Annotated in this window: 21 protein-coding genes; 8 read left to right on the top strand and 13 right to left on the bottom strand. The window is 62.3% G+C overall.

Features of this window, described 5'->3' with window-relative positions:
- Positions 1-187 precede the first annotated feature (187 nt).
- Both glcE and RlegSU303_RS02445 read right to left on the bottom strand, forming a co-directional pair.
- Complete coding sequence (glcE, locus tag RlegSU303_RS02450) at positions 188-1,390, bottom strand: glycolate oxidase subunit GlcE (protein ID WP_094086659.1); 1,203 nt, start codon at positions 1,388-1,390, stop codon at positions 188-190.
- Entirely contained in the window at positions 1,387-2,826 is a 1,440-nt protein-coding gene (locus RlegSU303_RS02445) for an FAD-linked oxidase C-terminal domain-containing protein (RefSeq protein WP_231283416.1), read from the bottom strand. Before RlegSU303_RS02445 ends, glcE begins: the two co-directional genes overlap by 4 nt.
- A 161-nt stretch (positions 2,827-2,987) precedes the next feature.
- Between RlegSU303_RS02445 and RlegSU303_RS02440 the strand changes: the two genes are divergently transcribed.
- Positions 2,988-3,884 carry a LysR family transcriptional regulator gene (locus RlegSU303_RS02440; protein WP_017959127.1) on the top strand — a complete coding sequence of 299 codons (897 nt, stop codon included), beginning with the start codon at positions 2,988-2,990 and terminating at the stop codon, positions 3,882-3,884.
- A 7-nt stretch (positions 3,885-3,891) separates the two neighbouring features.
- Here RlegSU303_RS02440 and RlegSU303_RS02435 read toward each other — a convergent pair whose 3' ends face one another.
- Positions 3,892-5,049 (bottom strand): adenosylhomocysteinase, encoded by a 1,158-nt coding sequence (locus RlegSU303_RS02435; protein WP_017959126.1) that lies wholly within the window; start codon positions 5,047-5,049, stop codon positions 3,892-3,894.
- Between the two features lie 98 nt (positions 5,050-5,147).
- Positions 5,148-6,056, bottom strand: a complete 909-nt coding sequence (locus RlegSU303_RS02430) for a LysR substrate-binding domain-containing protein (protein WP_231283415.1) — start codon at positions 6,054-6,056, stop codon at positions 5,148-5,150.
- A 232-nt stretch (positions 6,057-6,288) separates the two neighbouring features.
- Between RlegSU303_RS02430 and RlegSU303_RS02425 the strand changes: the two genes are divergently transcribed.
- The 4 genes from RlegSU303_RS02425 to RlegSU303_RS02410 all read left to right on the top strand — a co-directional run bounded on the left by RlegSU303_RS02425 (position 6,289) and on the right by RlegSU303_RS02410 (position 10,657).
- The gene (locus RlegSU303_RS02425; protein ID WP_017959124.1) at positions 6,289-6,819 is read left to right on the top strand and encodes an NUDIX hydrolase; all 531 of its coding nucleotides are present in this window, start codon (positions 6,289-6,291) and stop codon (positions 6,817-6,819) included.
- A gap of 62 nt (positions 6,820-6,881) precedes the next feature.
- On the top strand, positions 6,882-8,381 hold the full coding sequence (locus RlegSU303_RS02420) for an inorganic phosphate transporter (RefSeq protein WP_017959123.1): 1,500 nt from the start codon (positions 6,882-6,884) through the stop codon (positions 8,379-8,381).
- A 17-nt stretch (positions 8,382-8,398) separates the two neighbouring features.
- The gene (locus tag RlegSU303_RS02415) at positions 8,399-9,136 is read left to right on the top strand and encodes a 16S rRNA (uracil(1498)-N(3))-methyltransferase (RefSeq protein ID WP_017959122.1); all 738 of its coding nucleotides are present in this window, start codon (positions 8,399-8,401) and stop codon (positions 9,134-9,136) included.
- Between the two features lie 147 nt (positions 9,137-9,283).
- Positions 9,284-10,657: a glutamate--cysteine ligase gene (locus RlegSU303_RS02410; protein ID WP_017959121.1), complete on the top strand. Its 1,374-nt coding sequence runs from the start codon at positions 9,284-9,286 to the stop codon at positions 10,655-10,657.
- A gap of 62 nt (positions 10,658-10,719) precedes the next feature.
- Here RlegSU303_RS02410 and RlegSU303_RS02405 read toward each other — a convergent pair whose 3' ends face one another.
- Positions 10,720-11,604 (bottom strand): hypothetical protein, encoded by an 885-nt coding sequence (locus RlegSU303_RS02405; protein WP_017959120.1) that lies wholly within the window; start codon positions 11,602-11,604, stop codon positions 10,720-10,722.
- A gap of 197 nt (positions 11,605-11,801) precedes the next feature.
- Here RlegSU303_RS02405 and RlegSU303_RS02400 point away from each other — a divergent pair, with 197 nt between their 5' ends.
- Complete coding sequence (locus RlegSU303_RS02400) at positions 11,802-12,656, top strand: DUF937 domain-containing protein (protein WP_207156380.1); 855 nt, start codon at positions 11,802-11,804, stop codon at positions 12,654-12,656.
- Positions 12,657-12,917: 261 nt separating this feature from the next.
- On the opposite strand, the gene RlegSU303_RS02395 is transcribed toward RlegSU303_RS02400, so the two are convergent.
- On the bottom strand, positions 12,918-13,217 hold the full coding sequence (locus RlegSU303_RS02395) for a DUF1127 domain-containing protein (protein ID WP_065282286.1): 300 nt from the start codon (positions 13,215-13,217) through the stop codon (positions 12,918-12,920).
- Positions 13,218-13,431: 214 nt separating this feature from the next.
- On the opposite strand from RlegSU303_RS02395, the gene RlegSU303_RS02390 reads away from it, so the two are divergent.
- Positions 13,432-14,388, top strand: a complete 957-nt coding sequence (locus RlegSU303_RS02390) for a LysR substrate-binding domain-containing protein (RefSeq protein WP_038614725.1) — start codon at positions 13,432-13,434, stop codon at positions 14,386-14,388.
- Positions 14,389-14,394: 6 nt separating this feature from the next.
- On the opposite strand, the gene RlegSU303_RS02385 is transcribed toward RlegSU303_RS02390, so the two are convergent.
- The 5 genes from RlegSU303_RS02385 to RlegSU303_RS02365 form a co-directional block, all read right to left on the bottom strand.
- A complete protein-coding gene (locus RlegSU303_RS02385; RefSeq protein ID WP_026158539.1) occupies positions 14,395-15,036 on the bottom strand; it encodes a TetR family transcriptional regulator in 642 nt (213 codons plus the stop codon).
- A 196-nt stretch (positions 15,037-15,232) separates the two neighbouring features.
- A complete protein-coding gene (locus RlegSU303_RS02380; protein ID WP_017959115.1) occupies positions 15,233-15,649 on the bottom strand; it encodes an MAPEG family protein in 417 nt (138 codons plus the stop codon).
- Between the two features lie 77 nt (positions 15,650-15,726).
- Positions 15,727-16,281 (bottom strand): hypothetical protein, encoded by a 555-nt coding sequence (locus RlegSU303_RS02375; RefSeq protein ID WP_231283414.1) that lies wholly within the window; start codon positions 16,279-16,281, stop codon positions 15,727-15,729.
- Between the two features lie 2 nt (positions 16,282-16,283).
- Entirely contained in the window at positions 16,284-17,768 is a 1,485-nt protein-coding gene (gene guaB / locus RlegSU303_RS02370) for an IMP dehydrogenase (protein ID WP_131619274.1), read from the bottom strand.
- 180 nt (positions 17,769-17,948) lie between these two features.
- Positions 17,949-18,941, bottom strand: a complete 993-nt coding sequence (locus RlegSU303_RS02365; RefSeq protein ID WP_231283413.1) for an MBL fold metallo-hydrolase — start codon at positions 18,939-18,941, stop codon at positions 17,949-17,951.
- Between the two features lie 260 nt (positions 18,942-19,201).
- Here RlegSU303_RS02365 and RlegSU303_RS02360 point away from each other — a divergent pair, with 260 nt between their 5' ends.
- Positions 19,202-20,626 carry a DHA2 family efflux MFS transporter permease subunit gene (locus tag RlegSU303_RS02360; protein WP_131718751.1) on the top strand — a complete coding sequence of 475 codons (1,425 nt, stop codon included), beginning with the start codon at positions 19,202-19,204 and terminating at the stop codon, positions 20,624-20,626.
- Positions 20,627-20,633: 7 nt separating this feature from the next.
- Here RlegSU303_RS02360 and RlegSU303_RS02355 read toward each other — a convergent pair whose 3' ends face one another.
- Together RlegSU303_RS02355 and RlegSU303_RS02350 are read right to left on the bottom strand one after the other, a co-directional pair.
- Entirely contained in the window at positions 20,634-21,017 is a 384-nt protein-coding gene (locus tag RlegSU303_RS02355; RefSeq protein ID WP_020048594.1) for a VOC family protein, read from the bottom strand.
- A gap of 158 nt (positions 21,018-21,175) precedes the next feature.
- Positions 21,176-21,895, bottom strand: coding sequence for an RlmE family RNA methyltransferase (locus tag RlegSU303_RS02350; RefSeq protein WP_017959110.1), 720 nt, complete (start codon positions 21,893-21,895; stop codon positions 21,176-21,178).
- Between the last annotated feature and the right edge of the window lie 8 nt (positions 21,896-21,903).

Genomic DNA, 21,903 nt, shown 5'->3' with positions numbered 1-21,903 from the left:
GGCGATGAGGGGGCGAGCGACGAAAGGAGCGAGCATCTGAGCGACAAGCGAAGATGACATTTGCCGCGCCGCCCCCCTCATCCGGCCCTTCGGGCCACCTTCTCCCCGCTGGGGAGAAGAGGGAGCAAGTCCAACCGTAGTTCCATCTCCCGGCGCCAATATTCCCAGATAGCTCGAAAACAACATCTCAGCCACCCATCTTCCCCGGATTGAATATGCCCGCCGGATCGAATTTTTCCTTCACCCGTCGAGACAACATCGCCACCGCCTCAGGCTCCGGATGGAAGGCGGATGTAACCGCCCTCGCCTCACCAGATGCACGGATCAGCGTCGCGTGGCCGCCGCCGAGCACCTTGATGTAGCGACGGACCAACTCGGCTTCGGGGTCCGCTTCCATGCGCATCCAGACGAGGCCGCCCTGCCAGTCGTAGAAGGCGTCGACGCCTGCCTCAAGGCGGAGGGCTGCGACCAGCTGATGGCCGGTGCCGGGGGCAACCGAGACGCGCCAGACCGGTCGCGCGGTGCCGTCGGCATAGGGCAGCACATCGCGGATTTCCTGCCAGAGCTTCTGGCTTTCCGGTTGTTCCAGCCGCGTGACCGCGGCGAAGGCCGACATTGCCGTCGCAAGCTTTTCGATGCGTACGTCGACCGAGCCCGGCAGGCCTTCGATGCGCAGAACTGTCGCCTCGCCCTCGGGCAATTTGCCGGCGAGGAATTTCCACGTCACCGTCAGCGGCAGGTGGGCGGCGCCTGAGACTTCCACCGGCAGAGCCATCGCCGCCGCCATGGCGTTTGCCGCCTCGGCGTCGTTGAGGCCGGATAGCACCACCGTCCGCTCTGTCTTCGGGCGCGGCGGCACACGGAAGGTGACTTCGGTGAGGAAACCCAGCGTGCCATGCGAGCCGGCAATCAGTTTGGCGAGGTCGAGGCCGGTGACATTCTTCATCACCCGGCCGCCGGCCTTGATGATCTCGCCCCTGCCGTTGACGAAACGCACACCGAGCAGACTGTCGCGGGCGGCACCCGCGACCAGCCGGCGCGGGCCGGAGACATTGGCGGCAAAGACGCCGCCGATGGTCGGCTCGCCCGATGTGCCCATCACAGGGCGATGATCCATAGGCTCGAAGGCGAGCATCTGGCCGCTCTCCGAAAGCGCCGCCTCGACCTCGGCAAGCGGCGTGCCGGATCGGACGGTCATGACCATTTCGCCGGGATTATAGGCGACGATCCCGGCAAGCCCGGTCGAGCGCAGCCGGTCCTCGGCGGCAACCGCATTGCCGAAGCCCGAGCGGCTATTGCCGCCGCAGATCGCCAGCGGCCGGCCGCTCTCCGCATGGGCGCGGACGATCGCCGCTGCCTCTTCCTCGGTCTTCGGCATCAGATCGATCATGCGGCGGGGCGCCCTTCGAGCGGGAAGACCTTCGACGGATTGAGGATCCAGCCGGGATCGAAGGCGGCACGCGCCGCCATCTGCTGGGCGAGATCCACCTCGGAATATTGGTGCCGCATCAGGTCGCGCTTCTCGATACCGACGCCGTGTTCGCCGGTGAGGCAGCCGCCGGCATCGACACAGAGCCTCAGAATATCGTTGCCGGCCGCCTCGGCGCGGGCGGCATCCTCCGGATCGTTGGCATTGAAGAGGATCAACGGGTGCATATTGCCATCACCGGCATGGAAGACGTTGGCGACTCGCAGGCCATAATGATCGACGATCTCGGCGGTTCTTTTCAGCACGTGGGAGAGCTGGCTGAGCGGCACGGTACCATCCATGCAGATATAGTCGGCGATGCGGCCGGTGGCGCCGAAAGCGGATTTGCGCCCCTTCCAGATCAGCGCTGCCTCGGTCGCCGACTGGCATTCGCGTACGGTCCTGACCGCGTGCCGGCGGGCGATCTCGACGATGTCCTTCAGCGCGGCGTCCATCTCCGCTTCCGACCCCTCGACCTCGACGATCAGCAGCGCGCCGACATCGAGCGGATATCCGGCATGGGCGAAGGCCTCGCAGATCTCGATTGCCGGCTTGTCCATGAATTCGATCGCAACCGGGATGATGCCGGCGGCGATGACATCGGCAACGCAGGCGCCGGCCTCCTCCGAGCTCTCGAATCCGAAGAGCACCGGGCGCGCGCCTTCCGGCTTGGCGATCAGCCGCACCGTCGCCTCGGTGACGATGCCGAGCTGGCCTTCATGGCCGCAGATGAGTCCGAGCAGGTCATAGCCCGCCGCATCCAGCGCCTTGCCGCCAAGCTCGATCACCGTGCCATCGACCAGCACCATCCTGACGCCGAGCAGATTATTGGTGGTGACGCCATATTTCAGGCAGTGAGCGCCACCGGAATTCATGCCAATATTGCCGCCGATCGTGCAGGCAAGCTGCGAGCTAGGGTCAGGCGCATAGAAAAAGCCGTCCGCGGAGACGGATTCGGAAATATTGAGATTGGTGACGCCCGCCTGGACCACGGCGACGCGGTTCGGCAGATCGATTTCGAGGATGCTGTTCATCTTCGACAGGCCAAGCACGACGGCATCCTCCTGCGGAATGGCGCCGCCGGAGAGCGAGGTGCCGGCGCCGCGCGGCACGACGGGAATGCCGTAGCGATTGCAATAACGCATGACGGCGGAAACCTCGGCCGTGGTGCGCGGCAGGGCGACGGCGAGCGGCAGGCGGCGGTAGGACACGAAAGCGTCGGTCTCGAACGGCACCAGCTCGCGCGCCTCATGCACCAGGCATTCCGGCGGCAGAAGATCGGTCAGATCGGCGACGATCTGGGCGCGGCGCGCCAGCACGTCGGCGCGGGGCTCGAGAAACGAAATGGCGTCGGACATGGCGTTCTCCCTGGCCCTGACGACGGGGAATGACAGCGGGAAGATGACAACGGAAACCGGCCGCGACCTCCCTGCCGCCGATAGATCGGCTTAGCACTTTCCCGAAAGTGGCGCAAATGCTAAGCACTTATGCCAAAAGGGGAAAAAGTAACGAAAACCGTATGACCAATCTGGGTGATCTCGAAATCTTTGCCAAGGTCGTTTCGACCGGAAGCATGTCGCTCGCCGGCCGGGCGCTCGGCTTTTCGCCGGCCGTCGTCTCCAAACGGATCAAGCGGCTGGAGGACCGGCTGGGTACCCGGCTTCTGCAGCGCACGACGCGGCAGATCTCGCTGACGGAGGCCGGACAGGGCTTTTACGACCGGGTTCTCGGCATTCTCGCCGGGCTTGAAGAGGCGGAATTCTATATTTCCGGCCGCTCGGCGCAGATGCACGGCACGCTGAAGATCTCGGCCCCGACCTCCTTCGGGCGTATGCATATCGCGCCGCATCTGAAAGATTTCATGGAGGCGCATCCGGAGCTGGCGATCAACCTGGTGCTAACCGACGAATTCAGCGACATCGTCGGCGGCGGCTTCGATCTGGCGATCCGCATCGCCGAACTCACCGATTCGAGCCTCGTCGCCCGCCGTCTGGCGCCGGTGCGCCGGCTGCTCTGCGCTTCGCCGGATTACCTTGCGGCGCATGGCGAACCGAAGCACATCGACGAGCTGAAACACCATCGCTGCCTGCCGGCCCACAATAACGACACCTGGCGGCTGAAGGGGCCAGACGGGGCGCTGAGTCTCAGGCCGGAAGGCTTGCTGATTACCAATTCCAGCGAGGTGATCCGCGAGGCTGTCATCGCCGGTCTCGGGATCGCGCTGCGCTCCACCTGGGATATCGGCGAAGAGCTCAAGAGTGGCCGCCTGGTGCAGGTGCTGCCGGCCTATGAGAGCTCGCACAATGTCGCGCTGTCGGCCGTCTATCCCAGCCGGCAGTTCCTGCCGGCCAAGGTGCGGCTGTTCATCGACTATCTGGCGGATCTTTATGGGCCTGTCCCCTACTGGGAGCGTTGAAGCCGATTCAGCGCGCCAGATCGAGATAGGCGCTCGCCACCATCGCATCGATATCGGGGGAAACAGGCACGATGCAGGATTGGGGACCGGCTTCGCCTCTGGCGATGCGCTCCAGGCAGCGGGCCTGAAGGGTGAAGCCGAGATCCATCGATTCGACGGTATTGCCGAGCGGCCGCGAGCCGGCGAGATTGGCCATGTGACCGCCGCCGAGCACATGGAAGCAGCGGCCGTCGCTCAAATGGAAGGTCTCGATGTGATCGGCCTCATAACGGTCGATGCCGGCGACATCGGGATGGCGGCGGAAAGCCTCGACATCGATCTCATGCGGGAAATGGCCGCCATTCATCAGGATCGCGCCGTCCTTGACCAGCGGCAGGTCGGCCGCCGTCACGATACCGGCAAAACCCGTGACGGTGACGATTATATCGGCCGAGCGGATTGCCGCATCGCGAAGCGGCGTGACGAACCCGTCGAGATGGGCTTCGAGCGTCGTCACCGGATCGATATCGACGACGCTGACGGTGGAAAAGGCATTGCGGAAACAAGCAGCCGTGCCCTTGCCGCAGGCGCCGTAGCCGAACACCGTCACGCGTTTGCCGTTGGTGGAGCGGTTGGTGAAGCGCAGATAGCTTTCAAACAGGCTCTGGCCGACGGCATGCCTGTTTTCGGCGAACTGCTTGATCGGGCTGTCGTTGATGACGAGGATCGGCATGTTCAGGCGCTCGCGCAGCGGCAGCAGGCGGGTGCGGCCGGAGGTGGTTTCCTCGGTGCCGCCGCGGAGATTGGCGTAAGGCTTTTCCGCCGCAATGGCGAAAAGATCGCCGCCATTGTCGAGCAGCAAATCGGGCTTTTCGGCGATCACTGCTTCGAGGCTCTGATGATGAGCGGCGGGATCGGTCGTCTGCGTGGCAAAGACCATGATGCCTTGGGAACGCAGGAACTCGACCGTCGAGGGCTGGGTGCTGTTGAGATTGCCGGTGCAGACGAGACGCGCGCCGCCGGCGCGAAGCGTCATCAGCAGCGCCACCGTCTTCGGCTCGAGATGAATGCCGGTGCCGATCGACAGGCCTTCGAAAGGACGCGTCCGCTCGAATTCGGCCGCCGTCGCCTTAAGCAGCCGACAGCTGCTGCCGATCCAGTCGATGCGGGTTGCGCTCTTTTCCATCATCTCTTTCCTATTTGCGTGTTGGTGCTGTTTTTAGCGGAGCAACAGGGCTGCGAATATGGAAGTAATTCTGGCGAAGGGGCAGAAAATCTGCCCTTTCAGCCTGATGTCCCGCAACGGAGCAACCAGCCGGCCAAGGCGGCAAAGGCCGGCCGTTTCGCATCCGGCGTGCGACAGCAGAGGCTATAGCCCGGTGGCCGGGAGATGAAACCGTAGGGCGCGACCAGATGCCCGCGCTTGAGATCGTCCTCGATCGAGGCGCGTGGCGCAAGCGCGACCCCAAGCCCGGAGCGGGCAGCACCCAGCGCCAGCAGCAAGTCCTCGAATTCCTGGGCGCGGGAAAAGACGACCGGCGGCGTGCCGCTTTCGGCAAACCATTCGTCCCAGAGCTTCGGAACGCTGCGGCTGACAAGCATCGTCAGCGCACCCATGGCCGCCGGGCCGCTCGATAGCGTCGCGGCAAGCGAAGGCGTCGCGACCGGGCCGAATTCGTCCTCCATGAACCGCAGGGCGGTGATGCCCCCGGCCGGCCGGTATTCGCCACCCATGATCACGGCGTCCAATTCGGGGTGCATCTGCAGCGGTTCGACCACGGTCATCGGCACGATGTCGACGGTATCGCCGAGGCTCGCCTGCATGTCTGCTGCGCGCGGCATCAGCCACCAGACCGCGAAGGCGGAGGGGACACCAAGCCGGATGCGGCCCGGCACCACACCTTCAAGCTCCGAAGCAGCGCGCTGCAGAATGTCGAAAGCCGCACTCGCGGCGGCTGCAAAAGCGCTTGCCTGCAAGGTCGGGATCAGCCTGCGGCCGTCACGCAGGAAGAGCTTGCGGCCGAAGTGATTCTCCAGCGTGTCGATCTGCTGGCGCACGGCGCCGCGCACCACATTCAGCTCTTCGGCAGCCTTCAGAATGCTGCCGTGACGGCAGACGGCCTCGAAGGCGCGGATGGGATTGAGCGGGGGAAGACGCATGGCGACGACATTCACAAAATCATAGTGGATCACTAGATCTCGCCATTGAACGAAAGGCAAGATCACGCCATATTGTACAGCTGTGCAATGTGACGCATTCGAGACAGGGCGTGACGGATTTTCCGAGCCTGTCCCGCCTCGATTTCCCTATGAACGGCGATCAAATCGTGTTTCGAATCGTCACGCCTATTTTGGATTGAGTAAGCTTTCCGTGATATATGTATATGAGTGATTCCTAACGACGACTGCGAAGGTGACCCGACAATTGACTCTTCTCGCCCGACTGGCTTCCGATGTGCAACTGATGTTCCGGCGTCCACCGCGACAGCAATATGGTGCGCTCTGCTATCGGGTAAAGAAGAAGAGCGGTGCCGTCGAAGTGTTGCTGCTGACGAGCCGCGATACCGGTCGCTGGGTCATTCCCAAGGGCTGGCCGATGACTGGAAAATACGCCCATGAGGTCGCGGTGCAGGAAGCCCTCGAGGAAGCCGGCGTCCGCGGCGTAGTCGAAACGGAGACGCTCGGCGCCTACACCTATCCGAAGGTGCTGCGCGATGGGGTGCAGGTGATCTGCAAGGTGCAGGTCTATGCACTCGAAGTCACCGACATGGCGAAGAACTTCAAGGAAAAGGGCGAGCGCCGCATCGAATGGGTCTCGTTCGACGAGGCGGCCGGGCGCGTGCGCGAACCGGAGCTCCGCCACCTTTTCCTCGCCTTCAAACAAATGATGGCCGACAGGCTTTCGGCCAAGGCGGCAAAACAAATTCCGGCAGTGAAACAAATTCCAGCAGAATGAATCCTGCCATCTTGCGCTGCTAGGAAAGCAGCGTAGAAGCAGATTCATCCTCAGGAAAAAGAATGCCGCCACGTCCCGCAGTCCTCACGAAACGAACGCTCGACAAGGACCTCGACAAGATCACCCATGCCGAGGACGCGGCGAAGCATGTTTTGCGGCGGCTGGTGCCGCCTGGTCTCGGGCTGATCTTCGTCGGTCTGGCCATGCTCTTTGCCGGTGTCTACGTATTCGACCGGCCGGGAGCGATGCTCGTCATCGCGGCGGCGGCCCTTGCCGGCTACATGGCGATGAACATCGGCGCCAATGACGTGACCAACAATGTGGGTGCCGCCGTCGGCGCGCGCGCCATGACGATGGGCCAGGCACTGGTCATCGCCGCGATTTTCGAAGTTCTTGGCGCCACGATCGCCGGCGGCGAGGTCGTCAAGACGATTTCCACAAACATTGTCGACGCCGTCCAGGTACCGCCGGCGCTGCTCGGCTGGATCATGATGGCGGCCCTGATGGCCGCAGCCCTCTGGATCAACCTTGCAACCTGGATGAACGCGCCAGTCTCCACCACCCATGCGATCGTCGGGGCGGTGATCGGCGCCGGCATCTCAGCCGTCGGGCCGGAGCCAGTGAACTGGCGGGTGATGCTGGAGATCACCTCGAGCTGGATCACCTCGCCGCTGATCGGCGGGCTGATCGCGGCCGGGCTGCTTTATCTCGTCAAGACCCTGATCATCTATCGCGACGACAAGATCGCGGCCGCACAGCGCTGGGTGCCGGTGCTGGTCGCGGTGATGGCCGGCGGCTTCATGGCCTATATGGTGCTGCAGCTGTCGCCCACGGGCAGGTTTCAGTCTTTCACCATCATCCTTATCGGGATCGGTATCGGGCTGGTGAGCTGGCTTGCCGCCCGGCCGCTCATTCTCGCCCAAGCGCGAGAGCTCGAAAACCGCAACAGCTCGCTGCGGGTGCTGTTTAAGCTGCCGCTCATCGGCTCCGCAGCGCTGCTGTCCTTCGCGCATGGCGCCAACGACGTTTCGAACGCGGTCGGACCGCTTTCTGCGATCGTCCATTCGGTCGGCATCGGCGGCGACGGCGGCATCGGGCATCCGCCGCTCTGGGTGATGCTGATCGGCGCCCTCGGCATCTCCGTCGGTCTGCTGCTCTTCGGGCCGCGCCTCATCCGCCTCGTCGGCGAGGAGATCACCAAGCTCAATCCGATGCGGGCCTACTGCGTTGCGCTGTCGACCGCCTTCACCGTCATCGTCGCCTCCTGGCTCGGCCTGCCGGTCAGCACCACACATATCGCCGTCGGCGCCGTCTTCGGCGTCGGATTCTTCCGCGAATGGTACACGCGCCATTCGAAGCGCCGCATCGCCTATATCAGGCGCAAGGCCGAGAGCTTTGATATCGACGAGCCGGAGGAGCCGAATATCCACGAGACGCGGCGGCGCTATCTCGTGCGCCGTTCGCATTTCATGACGATCATCGCCGCCTGGATCGTCACCGTGCCGGTTTCGGCAGCGCTTGCGGCAATGATTTATTGGGTTATGTTCGCGCTCTTCGTCTGAGATCCCGAGTTTTTTAAATGCGCGCCAATTTCCGTATGCAACGGCTTTTCGTCGACGCGCCGCTTTCCAGCGGCGCCGTCGTCGAGGCGAATGCCGATCAGTTCAACTATCTCGGCAATGTGCTGAGGATGGAGGAAGGTGCGGAGATTTTGCTCTTCAACGGCCGCGACGGCGAGTGGAAGGCGACGCTTACCTTCCCCACGCGCAAACGCGTCCTTTTGACGGCAACCGAAGAGACGCGGCCACAGCCGCTGCCTTGCGACCTGCACTATCTCTTTGCGCCGCTCAAGGTCGGCCGGATGGACTATCTCGTGCAGAAGGCGGTCGAAATGGGAGCCGGCCTGCTGCAGCCAGTGATGACCCAGCACGTCCAGGGCAAGATCACCAATCTCGACAAGCTGCGCGCCAATGTCGTCGAAGCGGCGGAGCAATGCGGCATCCTCGGCATTCCCAATGTGGCCGAGCCGGTGAGGCTTCTCGAGCTGCTCGACCGCTGGCCGAGCGAGCGCCGCATCATCTATTGCGACGAGGGCGATGCCGGGCAAAACCCGCTGCCGGTGCTGTCGGCGATCAAGGAAAGACATCTCGCTTTGCTCGTCGGGCCGGAAGGCGGCTTTTCGGAAGAGGAACGGGCGCGGTTGCGAAGCCTTGATTTCGTCACCGCCATTCCGCTCGGACCGCGCATCCTGCGGGCCGATACGGCAGCCGTTGCGGCCCTGGCGGTGGTGCAGGCGGCGATCGGCGACTGGAATTGACCTCGAAAACGGGTTGACATGGAAATCGGCGCTATTTTTTTGATGCGTCGTTGAAAGAATTTCACTTGCAACATAGGTGGCTTGGGTCCAAATCACCCTTCCAATTGCCCGGCCCCCTGGGCGCCTTTTTGAATACAGGTATCCCGCATGGCCCGCGACACTACCGACCAGACACCGCTCTCTTCGGTCCAGGATCTGACCGATTATATCGCCGCGGGCAACAAGCCGCGGGAGCGCTTCCGGATCGGCACCGAACACGAGAAATTCGCCTTCTTCCGCGCCGACAACAGCCCGGTTCCCTATTTTGGCGATGCCAGCATTTCGGCCCTCCTGACCGGCCTGCAGAAAAAAAGCGGCTGGGAGCCGATCACCGACGGCGGCAACATCATCGGGCTTGCCGAGCAGAACGGCATGGGCGCGATCTCGATCGAGCCAGGCGGCCAGTTCGAACTCTCCGGCGCACCGCTGGAGACGATCCACGAGACCTGTCGGGAATCGAACCAGCATCTGGCGACGCTGCGCGAAATCGCCGAGCCGATGGGCATCCGCTTCCTCGGCATCGGCGGCAGTCCGAAATGGACCTATGCGGAAACCCCGCAGATGCCGAAATCACGCTACGAGATCATGACCCGCTATATGCCGAAGGTCGGTACACAGGGTCTCGACATGATGTACCGCACCTGCACGATCCAGGTGAATCTCGACTTCTCCTCGGAAGCCGACATGCGCAAGAAGATGCGTGTCTCGATGAAGCTGCAATCGCTGGCGACCGCGCTTTTCGCATCCTCGCCCTTTACCGAGGGCAAACCGAACGGGCTGCTCTCCTGGCGCGGCGATATCTGGCGCGATGTCGACAACCGGCGCGCCGGCCTGCTCGATTTCACCTTCCGCGACGATTTCGGCTTCCGTGACTATGCCGAATGGGCGCTCGACGCGCCGATGTATTTCATCGTCCGCGACGGCCGCTATCACGACTGTACCCATGTCACCTTCCGCCAGTTCATGAACGGCGCATTGAAGGGCGAGGTCGCCGATCCGGCGCCGACGATGGGCGACTGGACGAACCATCTTTCGACACTCTTCCCCGACGTGCGGCTGAAGCGTTTCCTCGAAATGCGCGGCGCCGACGGCGGCCCGTGGCGGCGCATCTGTGCCTTGCCGGCCTTCTGGGTCGGCCTGCTCTACGACGATGCGGCCCTCGAAGCCGCCGACGAACTGACCAAGGATTGGAGTTTTGCCGAGATCGGCGCGCTGCGCAACGCCGTTCCCGCCGAAGGGTTGAAGGCGCAATTCCGCGGGCACCCGCTCTTCGACATGGCGCGCGAGGTGATCGGTATATCACGGGCCGGCCTCAAGGCGCGAGGCAGGCTCAACCGGGAAGGCCAGGACGAGAGCATCTTCCTGGCGCCGCTCGAAGAAGTGCTCGCCAAAAAGGCGACGCTCGCCGAGGATCTGCTGTCGCTCTATCACGGCCGCTGGCAGGGCTCGGTCGAACCGGTGTTCGAGGACTATCAGTACTGAACTGAGCCCCTGAATTCCCTAAATCGGAATCGATTCAAGGAATATGCAGTAGCAAGCTGCGGTCACAGCGTCTTCGCGCGTTTCCTGGCTTCGCGCGATCTTGCCGTGCGACGGGCGGGCCTCAGCTCCTCGATCGTCGGTAGCCACCACTCGGCATCCTGAACTGGTGGCATCTTCGCAGGCCAGCTGCGGACGAGTTCTTCCAATGTGGGCACCCGCCAATATCCCCAGACGTGATCCTCGGTCACGCCGGCATAGAAGTCCGTCACGACGTTCGGGTCGACCAGCTCACCTGAGATTTCGGTAAAGACGACGATTCCATAAGCGGTGACCACAGGACGGCCTATCGGCGGCAAGTCGTCGCTCTGAAGCGGGTAGCGATGACGCTTTCGTTCTGCCGAGCGGAGCTTGCTGCGCACATCCTGTTCGGTCCCCTTCCGCTCTTCGGCTCGACGTCGTCTCTCCTCCGGCTCGTTTCTGCGCGCCGCCGCCTCGATCTCCGGCCACCGGCGTCTGAGCTCCTCATAGGCCCGGAAGGGAACGTGCCATAGCTTGAGATCGCCATCCCATCGCGAAAATGGCACCTCGCGCAGTTCGTCGACGATGGTCTTTGAATAGGGCGTGCGGATTCGAAAGCCTGCCTTGCCGAGTTCCAGGTAAGGACTGTCGATGGGATCGAAGGCGAAGGCGTCTCGGCCCTTCGCATCGGCATGGGCGTCGGCTTCAGCCTCCATCTCGGCAAGCCATTGCCCAATGCGGCGGGACGCCGTCCGCCCGGGAACGAACCAGGCCTTGCGGGCATCACTCCAGCGGGCACGGGGGAAGCGTCTTCGGAATTGTTCGACGGTCATCCTGTCATAGGGGAAGGAAATGTCAGCACCCGGCTTCGCACCGTCTTCATTCGGCGGCGCCTCGTCGTGACCAGTGGAGAATTTGGTTTCTGCCATGGAAGAAGAACGCCGGCGCGCAGGGATCGGTTTCCGGTGAGGATAGCATATAGGCCGACGGAGGATGACGGCCGGCCGTCGTTATGGCCGCTTTCGCCTCATCAGGCTAAGTTCTTATGGCAAAAAGCCGTTTGCGCATTGCCATTTCCGGTTATAGTGGCGTTACAACGCGTCACGACCGGGGGAAAGGAACTTCCATGCTGCCACTCTTCGACATGATGATGCAGGCGCAGAACGGCGCGGCGATGGAGGCGATCGCCCGGCAGTTCAACCTTGCGCAGGAACAGGCGACGAAGGCGATGGCGGCGCTGATGCCGGCCTTTTCCGCCGGGCTGAAACGCAGCACCAGCAATCCCTATGATTTCGTCGGGCTGATGCAGGCGGTCTCCTCCGGCAACTACGCGCGATATTTCGAGGATATGAACCGGGCGTTCACGCCGGAGGGCATTTCCGACGGCAACAATATCCTTGCCCAACTCTTCGGTTCGAAGGAGGTTTCGCGCGCGGTCGCCGCCCAGGCCGCGCAGATGACCGGCATCGGCCAAGATATCTACAAGCGGATGCTGCCGGTGCTGGCCGATACGCTGATGGGCGGGCTCTTCAAGCAGACGACCGGCCAGATGGCCTCGCCGGTCAATCCTTTCGTCAATACGGCGATGGGCGAGACCATCCAGAAATGGCTTGAGAGTACCGGCTTCGCGCCGAAGCCGGCCCCAGAGCCCAGCGTCTTCGACAATCCCTTTACGCAGGCGATGCAGCAGATGTTTTCGGTGCCGAAGCCTGCCCCAACGCAGACGCCGAACCCCTTCCTCGACAATCCTTTCGCCAAGGCCTTCCAGGAGATGATGGGCGGGCTCGGCCAGCAGCCGGCAGCCGAGACCAAGACGCCTGAGGCGCCGAAGGAAGAGGCGAAGGTCAATGCCGACAGCTATACCGAGATGCTGAACGCCATGTTCGACAGCGGACTGGAAGTGCAGAAGAATTACCAGCGGAACCTGGAAGCGATCTTCGAAACCTATCGGCCGAAGCCTTCCTCGGAAAAGAGCGAATAGCGCACTAAAGCGCGTCGCGATCTTTCAGATTCTCTTGCCACGCTTTAGGTCGTTGGTTTCTCGCATGTCGTTATCGCACAACCGCGCACACTTTAGCGCGACATGCTTTAGATTTTTGCGCATGTCGTTAACGCAAAACCGCGCACACTTAGCGCGACATGCTTTAGCGCATAAAAAAACCCGGAGATGGCTTGGGAAAGCCGATCACCGGGTCAAGCGGCAGGGCTATTGGCTATCACCCTGCGGGGAAATTCGACGCTCCTACTCTTCGTGGGAGCGAAAGAACGACAGGCGCCAGCGATTGCGCGCCGAGCGCGTCAGATGTTCCGATGGGTCCTCGAAGAAGGTCGACGCCAGGAACGCGGAGGTCAGGTCGGCCCTGCTAAGGCCGATATCCCTCAGCTGAGCGTCGCTCAGATCGTGCAGCGTGTTGATCTCCATTCGATTGCGGAATCCGCGAAAGAGGGAGGTCAACGGTGCGAGGCCTGCTGCCAGACGCTGGGAAAACGTCGGGGTGAGCTTGCCGCAGTCGAGTTCTATTGTTCTGTCTGTCATCCGCATGGGACTCTCCTTTCTTTCGATTTTTTTCAGGCGCGCAACACCCCACCCTCCCCGCGAGGTCGTGCGGGAAGGAGCAAGGCTGAATTGGCTCGGACAGGCAGGGCGTCTGTCCTTTCACTTTGCTTGATTTGCATCCCGAAGATGCCAAAGACCTATTGATCAGTCCAACGAATGTTTCTAATGATTATCATCAGCTATCTTTATGGGTGAAAACATGTCCGCGCCTCTTGATCTCGACCAATTGCAGACTTTCATCGCCATCGTCGATTCCGGCAGCTTCACCAAGGCCGCCGACAGGGTCTACAAGACCCAATCGGCCGTCTCCATGCAGATGCGCCGTCTCGAGGAGCGCATCGGCAAGCAGCTGTTCATCAAGGACGGCCGCGGCAACCGGCTGACGGTCGAGGGAGAAAAGCTGCTCAACTATGCCCGGCGCATCATCCGCCTCAACAATGAGGCGATTGCGGCTTTCGACGACAACAGGCTGGAGGGGATGCTGCGCATCGGCACGCCGGACGATTATGCCGACCGCTACATGCCCGAAATCATCGGCCGCTTCGCCAAGACGCATCCAAATGTCGAGCTCTATATTGTCTGCGAGCCCTCGGTGGATCTGGCCGAGCGCATGCACAAGGGCGAACTCGACATCGCGCTCGTCACCCACAATCCGCGCGAGCGCATGTCCGATGTGGTGAGAACCGAGCCGCTCTGCTGGGTGGGTTCGGCCAACCATCCGATCCGCGACGACGCCCCGGTGCCGCTTGCCGTCGGCCGGCGCGATTGCCAGTGGCGCCAGCTCGCCTGCTCGGCACTCGATGCTGTGGGACGTGAGCACCAGATCCTGTTCACCAGCTGGTCCTGCACCGTCGTTGCCGCTGCCGTGCTTGCCGGCATGGCGGTTTCGGTAATGCCGGAATCGGCGCTGCGGACAGGCATGAAGGTACTGAGCCAGGCGGACGGCTTCCCGGCGCTGCCGCCGGTGCAGATCGGCATCATGAAGCGGCCGGGCGTTTCGCTCTCGCTCATGAACGCGATCACGGCGCATATCACCGCCTGCCTCGACAATATCACGCCCACTGTCGTCGACGACAGCCTCGAGGCGGACGTCAAATCCGCCCAGGCGCGCCTTTATCCGCGGCTGAAGGCGGCCAATATGGTACCAAGCTGGTAAGAGCTCTCAGGCAGCGCGCTGTACCGTGGTGGCGAAAAGGGAGGCGCGAATGACGCGCTTCCATTCATCGAGCATGCGCCGCGCCAGGGCCTCCTCGCTGACGGCGGCAAGCCGGATGACGGCGCCGATCAGGTGGCTGAACAGGTAAGTGCGCGCATACATGTCTTCGTCGCAAAGGTCGGGAGCCAGCTGGCGCACGGCGTCATGGAAGACACCGGCGACGCGGCTGCTATGTTCGATATTCAGCTGCAACAGATCCTGATCGGTCTCCGTTCCCATCCAGACGCCGAGATAGACAGGATCGTTGTGGTAGGACTCGTAATACCAGTCGATGATGGCGCAGACGCGGTCCAGCGCCTGGTCGAGTGACTGGACGTCGGTAAACATCGCCGCCGTCTTCGCCTGGATCGCCGAGGCGTGCTGGTCGAAAAGGGCTTTGACGATTGCCGCCTTCTCCGGGAAATACTGGTAAACCGAACCGATCGGCACTTTGGCGGCAATGGCGAGTTCCGTCATCCGCATGGCGCTGACGCCCTTTTCGGCGATGATCTTGGCGGCGGCAGCGAGAATGAGGTCCAGCCTCTGGATGCTGCGCTCCTGCTTCGGCTTCCTGCGCAAGCCGATCCGATCCATGCTTTCCGCGCCCATGTCGTTCCCATTCTTTTTGTTCGCGGCGGAAGGCATATGCCAGCCAGCGCTTCGAGCCGATATGACATGCGGGTCTTCATCGGCGGTAAATGAAAACGTTCGCATTTTAACGACTGGAAAAAGCGGGTTTTATCGCGATTTCAGGCTGCGGAATTGTCGCCTCACAACCGGCACAAACAGGCCCGCGTGCCGCCTCTCACCCCATTGCCATCCACGCGGCGAGCCAAACCCACATGGCGGCGAGCACCAGATAGCCGGCGGCGAAGATCGGACTGCGATAGCGCAGGTCGTTGCTCGTGACGTGGATGACGGCATGAGCGTAGCGCAGGGCAACGAAGCCCCAGGCAAGCCCGACGGTGACGATATTATCGGCGTCCGTGATATAAAGAAGAACGCAGCAGGCGTAGAAGAGCACAGGCAGTTCGAACTGGTTGGCGAGGCAGTTCTTGACGACCAGGCTTTCGGCCGGCTCGCCACGGTTTTCGCGGTAATCCGATTTCGCGATGCTGCCGGCGCGGACCATCCTGGCGCGACGCATGCCCAGAAGCGCATAAAGACCATAGACCAGGGCCACATGGGCGAGGAGTGGCCAGAAGATTTGATAGCCGGTCATATGTTGGTCGTTTCCTTTCGGCTTCCGCTTTCGACGCGAGCATTAGCTGAAAGGGGAGCTGGATGGAATACGGCGCCTCAGTCCTGGCGCGAAGAGAGCCAGCGCATGACGGCGAGCCGGGCGGCGACGATGAAGCAGATGGCGAGGCTTGCGAATTTCAATCGCGTCATCCAGGGCAGCAGGTACGTTGCAAGACCTGCATACGCGCCGTTGCCGAATGCGATGAGGCTCGAGATATTCTCGCCATAGTCGGCGATGCCGTAGATGAACGGCAGCAGGTAGACCGCCTTGCTAATGACCGGATGCACCGATTGGCCGAACCACGAACCGACAGGACCGAGCGTGAGGAAGGCGAGGAACAGCAGCGCCGTCAGCAATGCCGGAAAGATCAGCTCCGGCCCGAAATACATGGCGCGCAGCAGCCTGGTCGCCGTCTCGTTCTCATCGAGCAGCTGCTGCATGTGGAAGACCGCCGACTCGTCGTAACCGGCGAAATAGGTATCGAGCACCGCCTGGCCGGTTTCGTGCTTGAAGGGAACGACGAAGCCGAAGGTCGTCCAGGCGAGCACGGCAAGGCAAAGGGCTGCGAGCAGCGCGACGATCCAGAGAGGAATCCCGCTGCCCGCCTTCATGATCAGAGGCCGGCGCCCGGATAGTTCGGGCTCTCGCGGGTGATCGTCACGTCATGGGCGTGGCTTTCGCGAAGACCGGCACCGGAGATGCGCACGAAAGTCGCCCGCTCCTGGAAATCCTTGAGGTCCTTGCCGCCGACATAGCCCATGGCCGCCTTGAGGCCGCCGGCGAGCTGGTGGATGACGCCCGAGACCGGCCCCTTGTACGGCACCTGACCTTCGATACCCTCAGGCACGAGCTTCAGCGTGTCGCGCACTTCGGCCTGGAAGTAACGGTCGGCCGAGCCGCGAGCCATGGCGCCGACGGAGCCCATACCGCGATAGGCCTTGAAGGAGCGTCCCTGGTAGAGATAGACCTCGCCCGGGCTCTCATCGGTGCCGGCAAGCAGCGAGCCGATCATGACGGCGGAAGCGCCGGCAGCGATCGCCTTGGCAAGATCGCCGGAGAACTTGATGCCGCCATCGGCAATAACGGGCACGTCCTGGTCATTCGCGGCCTGCACCGCCGACATGATGGCGGCGAGCTGGGGAACGCCGACGCCGGCAACGATGCGCGTCGTGCAGATCGAACCCGGACCGATGCCAACCTTGACGGCGTCCGCGCCGGCATCGATCAGCGCCCTGGTGCCGTCATAGGTGGCGACATTGCCGGCCATGATGCGCACCGAGTTGGAAAGCTTCTTGACGCGGGCGACGGCATCGAGGACGCGCTGCGAATGGCCGTGGGCGGTATCGACGACCAGAAGGTCGACGCCGGCCTCGATCAGCCGCTCGGCGCGCTCGAAGCCGTCATCGCCGACGCTGATCGCGGCAGCAGCGCGAAGCCTGCCCTGTGCATCCTTGGAAGCGTTCGGGTTCAGCTGCGACTTCTCGATGTCCTTGACGGTGATGAGGCCGACACAGCGGCCTTCGGTATCGACCACCAGCAGCTTCTCGATGCGGTGCGAATGCAGCAGGCGCTTGGCCTCCTGCTGATCGACGTTTTCCTTGACGGTGACCAGATTGTCCTTGGTCATCAATTCATGGATCTTCTGTTCCGGGTCGGAAGCGAAGCGGACGTCGCGGTTGGTCAGGATCCCGACGAGGCGGCCGGACTGCTCCACGACAGGGATGCCGGAAATGCTGTAGGACTTCATGAGCCCGAGCGCATCGGCAAGCGTCGCATCGGGGCCGATCGTCACCGGATTGACGACCATGCCGCTTTCAAACTTCTTCACTTGCCGGACCTGCTCGGCCTGCTCGATCGGCGTCAGGTTGCGATGAATGACGCCGAGGCCGCCGGCCTGGGCCATGGCGATCGCCAGTCGGCTCTCGGTGACGGTATCCATGGCTGATGAGATGATCGGGATGTTGAGTTCGAAATCCCGGGCGATGCGGGTGGAGATATTCGTCTGGCCGGGCATGACCTCGGAATGTCCCGGCTGCAGCAGCACGTCGTCGAAGGTAAGCGCGTCTGCGCCTGTTGCCGTTTCAATGATGCGTGCCATGGCCAAATTCCTTCATTTAATAGAAATGCGACCCTGTCCGGAAACGAATCGTCCGCCCCAGCGGTCTGCATTGGGTTGCTTGGAAGTTGGCGAGGGCTGGTAACACGTCTATGACAGGAAGGAAATAGCAAAAAAGCCCGGCATGCCCGCCGGGCTCGTCATGGCAGCCATACATCTCGCTCAGATGTCGAATTGATAGGTCTTCGGCACGAAGCGATAGCCGCCATCCTGCTTCTCAGCGAAGCCGACAGCTGGGAACGGCATATGATAGCCAAGGAAGGCGATCTTGTCGGTCGCGATCATGTCGAAAACCTTGCGGCGGCTGGCCGCCGCCTGCGCCTTATCCATATCGAAGCGCACTTCCCAATCCGGGCGCAGCAGCGAGAGGATATAGTGGTTGGCCGTGTCGCCAGCGAGCACCAGGCGCTTACCCTCAGATTCGACGTGGAACACCATATGCCCCGGGCTGTGGCCCGCTGCCAGCACCGCCGTCATGCCCGGCGCGACGCTATCACCGTCCTTAATAAAAGTGGTCTTCTCCGCGAGCGGCACGACATTGGCGAGCACCGCCTTGTGGCCGCCCTCGGCAGGTGTGCCCTCACGTGCCTTGTCCGACCAGAAATCATATTCCGCCTGGCCGACGATATAGCGGGCATTCTTGAAGGCAGCCGCGCCATTTTCCATCAGGCCGCCGATATGATCTCCGTGCAGGTGGGTGAGCGCTACGATGGTGACATCCTCGGCCGAATACCCCGCCGCCTTCAGGCCTTCGGCAAGCTGGCCGGCGCCGCGCGCGCGACCGCTCGCACCGAAGCCGGTATCGACGAGGATGACATCCGAACCGGTATCGATGAGAGCCGGCGTGTAGCCGTTCAGGAACTTGTCGGCCGGCAGGAAATTTGCGGAGAGCAACGCCTTGACGGTTTCGGGATCCTGATTGGTGCCGAAGGTTTCGTAGGGCTTTTCTGAGATGTTGATCCCGTCGCGGACGACGGTGAACTTATAGGAACCGAGCTTGAATTGATCGATTTCGGGCAAAGGCGTTCCATCCATATTTCTGTTGTCTCCAGTCGCAGCCGCTTCGGCCTTGTCTCTAAAAATTGCCGGCGCCGCAGCCAAGCCAAGGCCTGCGGCAAAAAGCGCGCGCCGCTTCATTCGCGTCGAAATTGTCATATATCCATTCTCCCATGACGTGCGGTGTGCCGCCGCTCGGCCCCGATGACGTTTCCGGCCGGATTTGTTGCCCCGGCTAGGTAAACATATGTCAATGTTGAAAGCCGACGTTGGCGGGCAAGCCGTCTCACGCAGACGTGAAGCAAACGTGTCATCGACCCGAATTGGGACCCGGATTGGGGGATTGGCAGAACGGGGAAGTGGGACTAAACAGCACGGGCCTTCCCACCTCCCATCCGCGCCCCTCAAGGCTCCCGCCTATGAATCGCATCGTGCCGCTGATCCTTGCCGTCGCCCTTTTCATGGAACAGATGGATTCGACCGTCATTGCGACGGCGCTGCCGGCGATCGCTAGGGATCTCAATGTCGGGCCGATCACCCTGAAGCTGGCGCTGACCTCCTACATGGTGGCGCTTGCGGTGTTCATCCCGGTCAGCGGCTGGATGGCCGACAGGTTCGGCGCCAAGAAGATCTTTCGCCTTGCCATCTCGGTCTTCGTCATCGGCTCGATCTTCTGCGCAATTTCGTCCAACCTCGTCGAATTCGTATTTGCCCGCTTCCTGCAGGGCATGGGCGGCGCGATGATGACGCCGGTCGGCCGCCTCGTGCTGGTGCGCACGACGCAGCGCAGCGACCTGGTCTCGGCCATGGCGCTGCTCACCATCCCCGCGCTTGTGGGCCCGCTCACCGGCCCGCCGCTCGGCGGCTTCATCACCACCTATTTCAGCTGGCACTGGATCTTCCTGATCAACGTGCCGGTCGGCATCATCGGCATCTGGCTTGCGACGATCTTTCTGCCGGAGGTGGAAGCGACGGCGCCGCCGCGGCTCGATGTCACCGGCTTCGTGCTGACTTCGCTTTCGGCCGCGGGCGTCGTCTTCGGCCTGTCGGTGGTCAGTCTGCCGGCCCTGCCGCCGATCATCGGCGTCACCGCCACCTTGATCGGCCTCATCTGCGGCGTCCTTTACGTGCGCCATGCCAAGCGACATCCGGCGCCGATCCTCAACCTCAACCTGTTCAAGAACCCGACCTTCCGGGCCTCCACCTTGGGCGGTATGCTCTTTCGCATTTGCGTCGGTGCCATGCCCTTCCTGACGCCGCTGATGCTCCAACTCGGCTTCGGGCTGACGCCGTTTCAATCCGGCCTCATCACCTTTGCAGGCGCCATCGGGGCAATCACCACCAAGTTCATGGCGAAACGCGTCTTCGCAGCCGCCGGGTTCCGCACGACGCTTCTCGGCGCGGCCATGGTAACGACCCTGGTGACTGTCGTCACCGGCCTGTTCACGCCGTCAACGCCGCATCTCGTCATCATCGGCGTGCTGCTGCTCGGCGGCTTCTCCCGCTCCTTCATGTTCACCGGCGTCAATGCGCTTGCCTTCGCCGATATCGAAGATGCGGAAGCCAGCCAGGCGACATCGATGAGCTCGGTGATGCAGCAGGTCAGCCTGGCGCTCGGTGTAGCGGTCGCCGCCGCGATCCTGGAGAGCTCGATCTACTTCCGCGGCGAAGCGCTGCAAGTGGCCGATTTCCACCTCGCCTTCTACATCATTGCCGGGCTCACAGTGATTGCGACCATTCCCTTCATTCGGATGGACCGCAATGCCGGCGCAATCGTTTCCGGCCACCGCTCGAAGGCAATAAAGGCGGCAACGGTTGAAGCCGAACAGCAGGCAGTGAAATAGGCAGCCGCTAGTCCGGGCTTTCGCAGACGGCAGAGAGCTTGTTGCCGTCGAGATCACGGATATAGGCGGCATAGAAATGGGCGTGGTAGGAGCGCAGGCCGGGCTCACCCTCATCCACGGCGCCTGCCGCGATCGCCGCCGCATGGAAGGCATCGACATCGGCCCGCGTTTCGGCTGCCAGCGCGACCATGGCGCCATTGCCTGAGGTCGCCCGGCGGTGATTGAACGGCGTCACCACCCAAAAGCGGCAGCGCGTATCGCCCTCGGCGGAATAGCCGATTTCCTCTTCGGAAGAGCGTTGGCGGCGATAGCCGAGGGGAGATAGCACGGCATCGTAAAAATGCCCTGCGCGATAAAGGTCGTTGGTTCCGAGCGTGACGTAAAGAAGCATGGGATCAGCGGTTCAAATCCTCACAGCGCCGCGCGTCCTTTCGGACACGCAAAGGACGCGGCAACGCTTTCCATTGCTGCCTATCTTATCCTTAAATCGATCCCGATTTAAGGAATTATGCAGTCGATCGCCATCATCCGTCAGGATCGGCCTGAAGATCAAGCTTCTTCTGCTTCGCCTTCGGCCTTGCGCCCCTTGAACCCCTTGGCCAGCAGGAACATCTCGACCGATTCGGCGCGCGACGAGTTCGGCTTGACATGGACGACCTGGCGGAAGTTCTGCTTGAGCATGGCGAGCAGCTCACGCTCGGTGCCGCCCTGAAAGGTCTTGGTGAGGAAGTGCCCGCCTTCCCCCAGCACTTCGACGGCGAAATGGGCCGCGACTTCGCAGAGATGCATGGTGCGCAGATGGTCGGTGCGGTGGTGGCCGGTGGTGGGTGCTGCCATGTCCGAGATGACAAGGTCGGGTGTGCCGCCGACGGCCTCCAGCAGCTTTTCCGGCGCAGTCGGATCGAGGAAATCGAGTTGCAGGATCTTGACCCCCGGCAGCTGGGTCATTTCAAGGAAATCGATCGCAGCCACACGAATATCATCATCTGTCGAGCCGGTGACCTTGGCGGCGATCTGCGACCAGCTGCCGGGGGCAGCGCCGAGGTCAATGATGCGCCTGGCGCCACGCAGGATATGATGTTTCTCGTCGATCTCCAGCAGCTTGAAGGCGGCTCGGGCGCGATAGCCTTCGAGCTGGGCGCGCTGCACATAGGGATCGTTGATGTGGCGCTCCAGCCATTGGCGGGAAGAGGCCTTCATCTTCTTGTTCTTGACGCGCTGGCCGAGCTTGCGGCCGGTGCGGTTTCCCGCGATCGGTGCCTTGGTCATGCCTATTC

Source organism: Rhizobium sp. SU303, from assembly GCF_021052345.1.
GTDB classification, from domain to species: Bacteria; Pseudomonadota; Alphaproteobacteria; order Rhizobiales; family Rhizobiaceae; genus Rhizobium; species Rhizobium laguerreae.
This window is presented reverse-complemented; position numbering and strand designations above follow the sequence as displayed.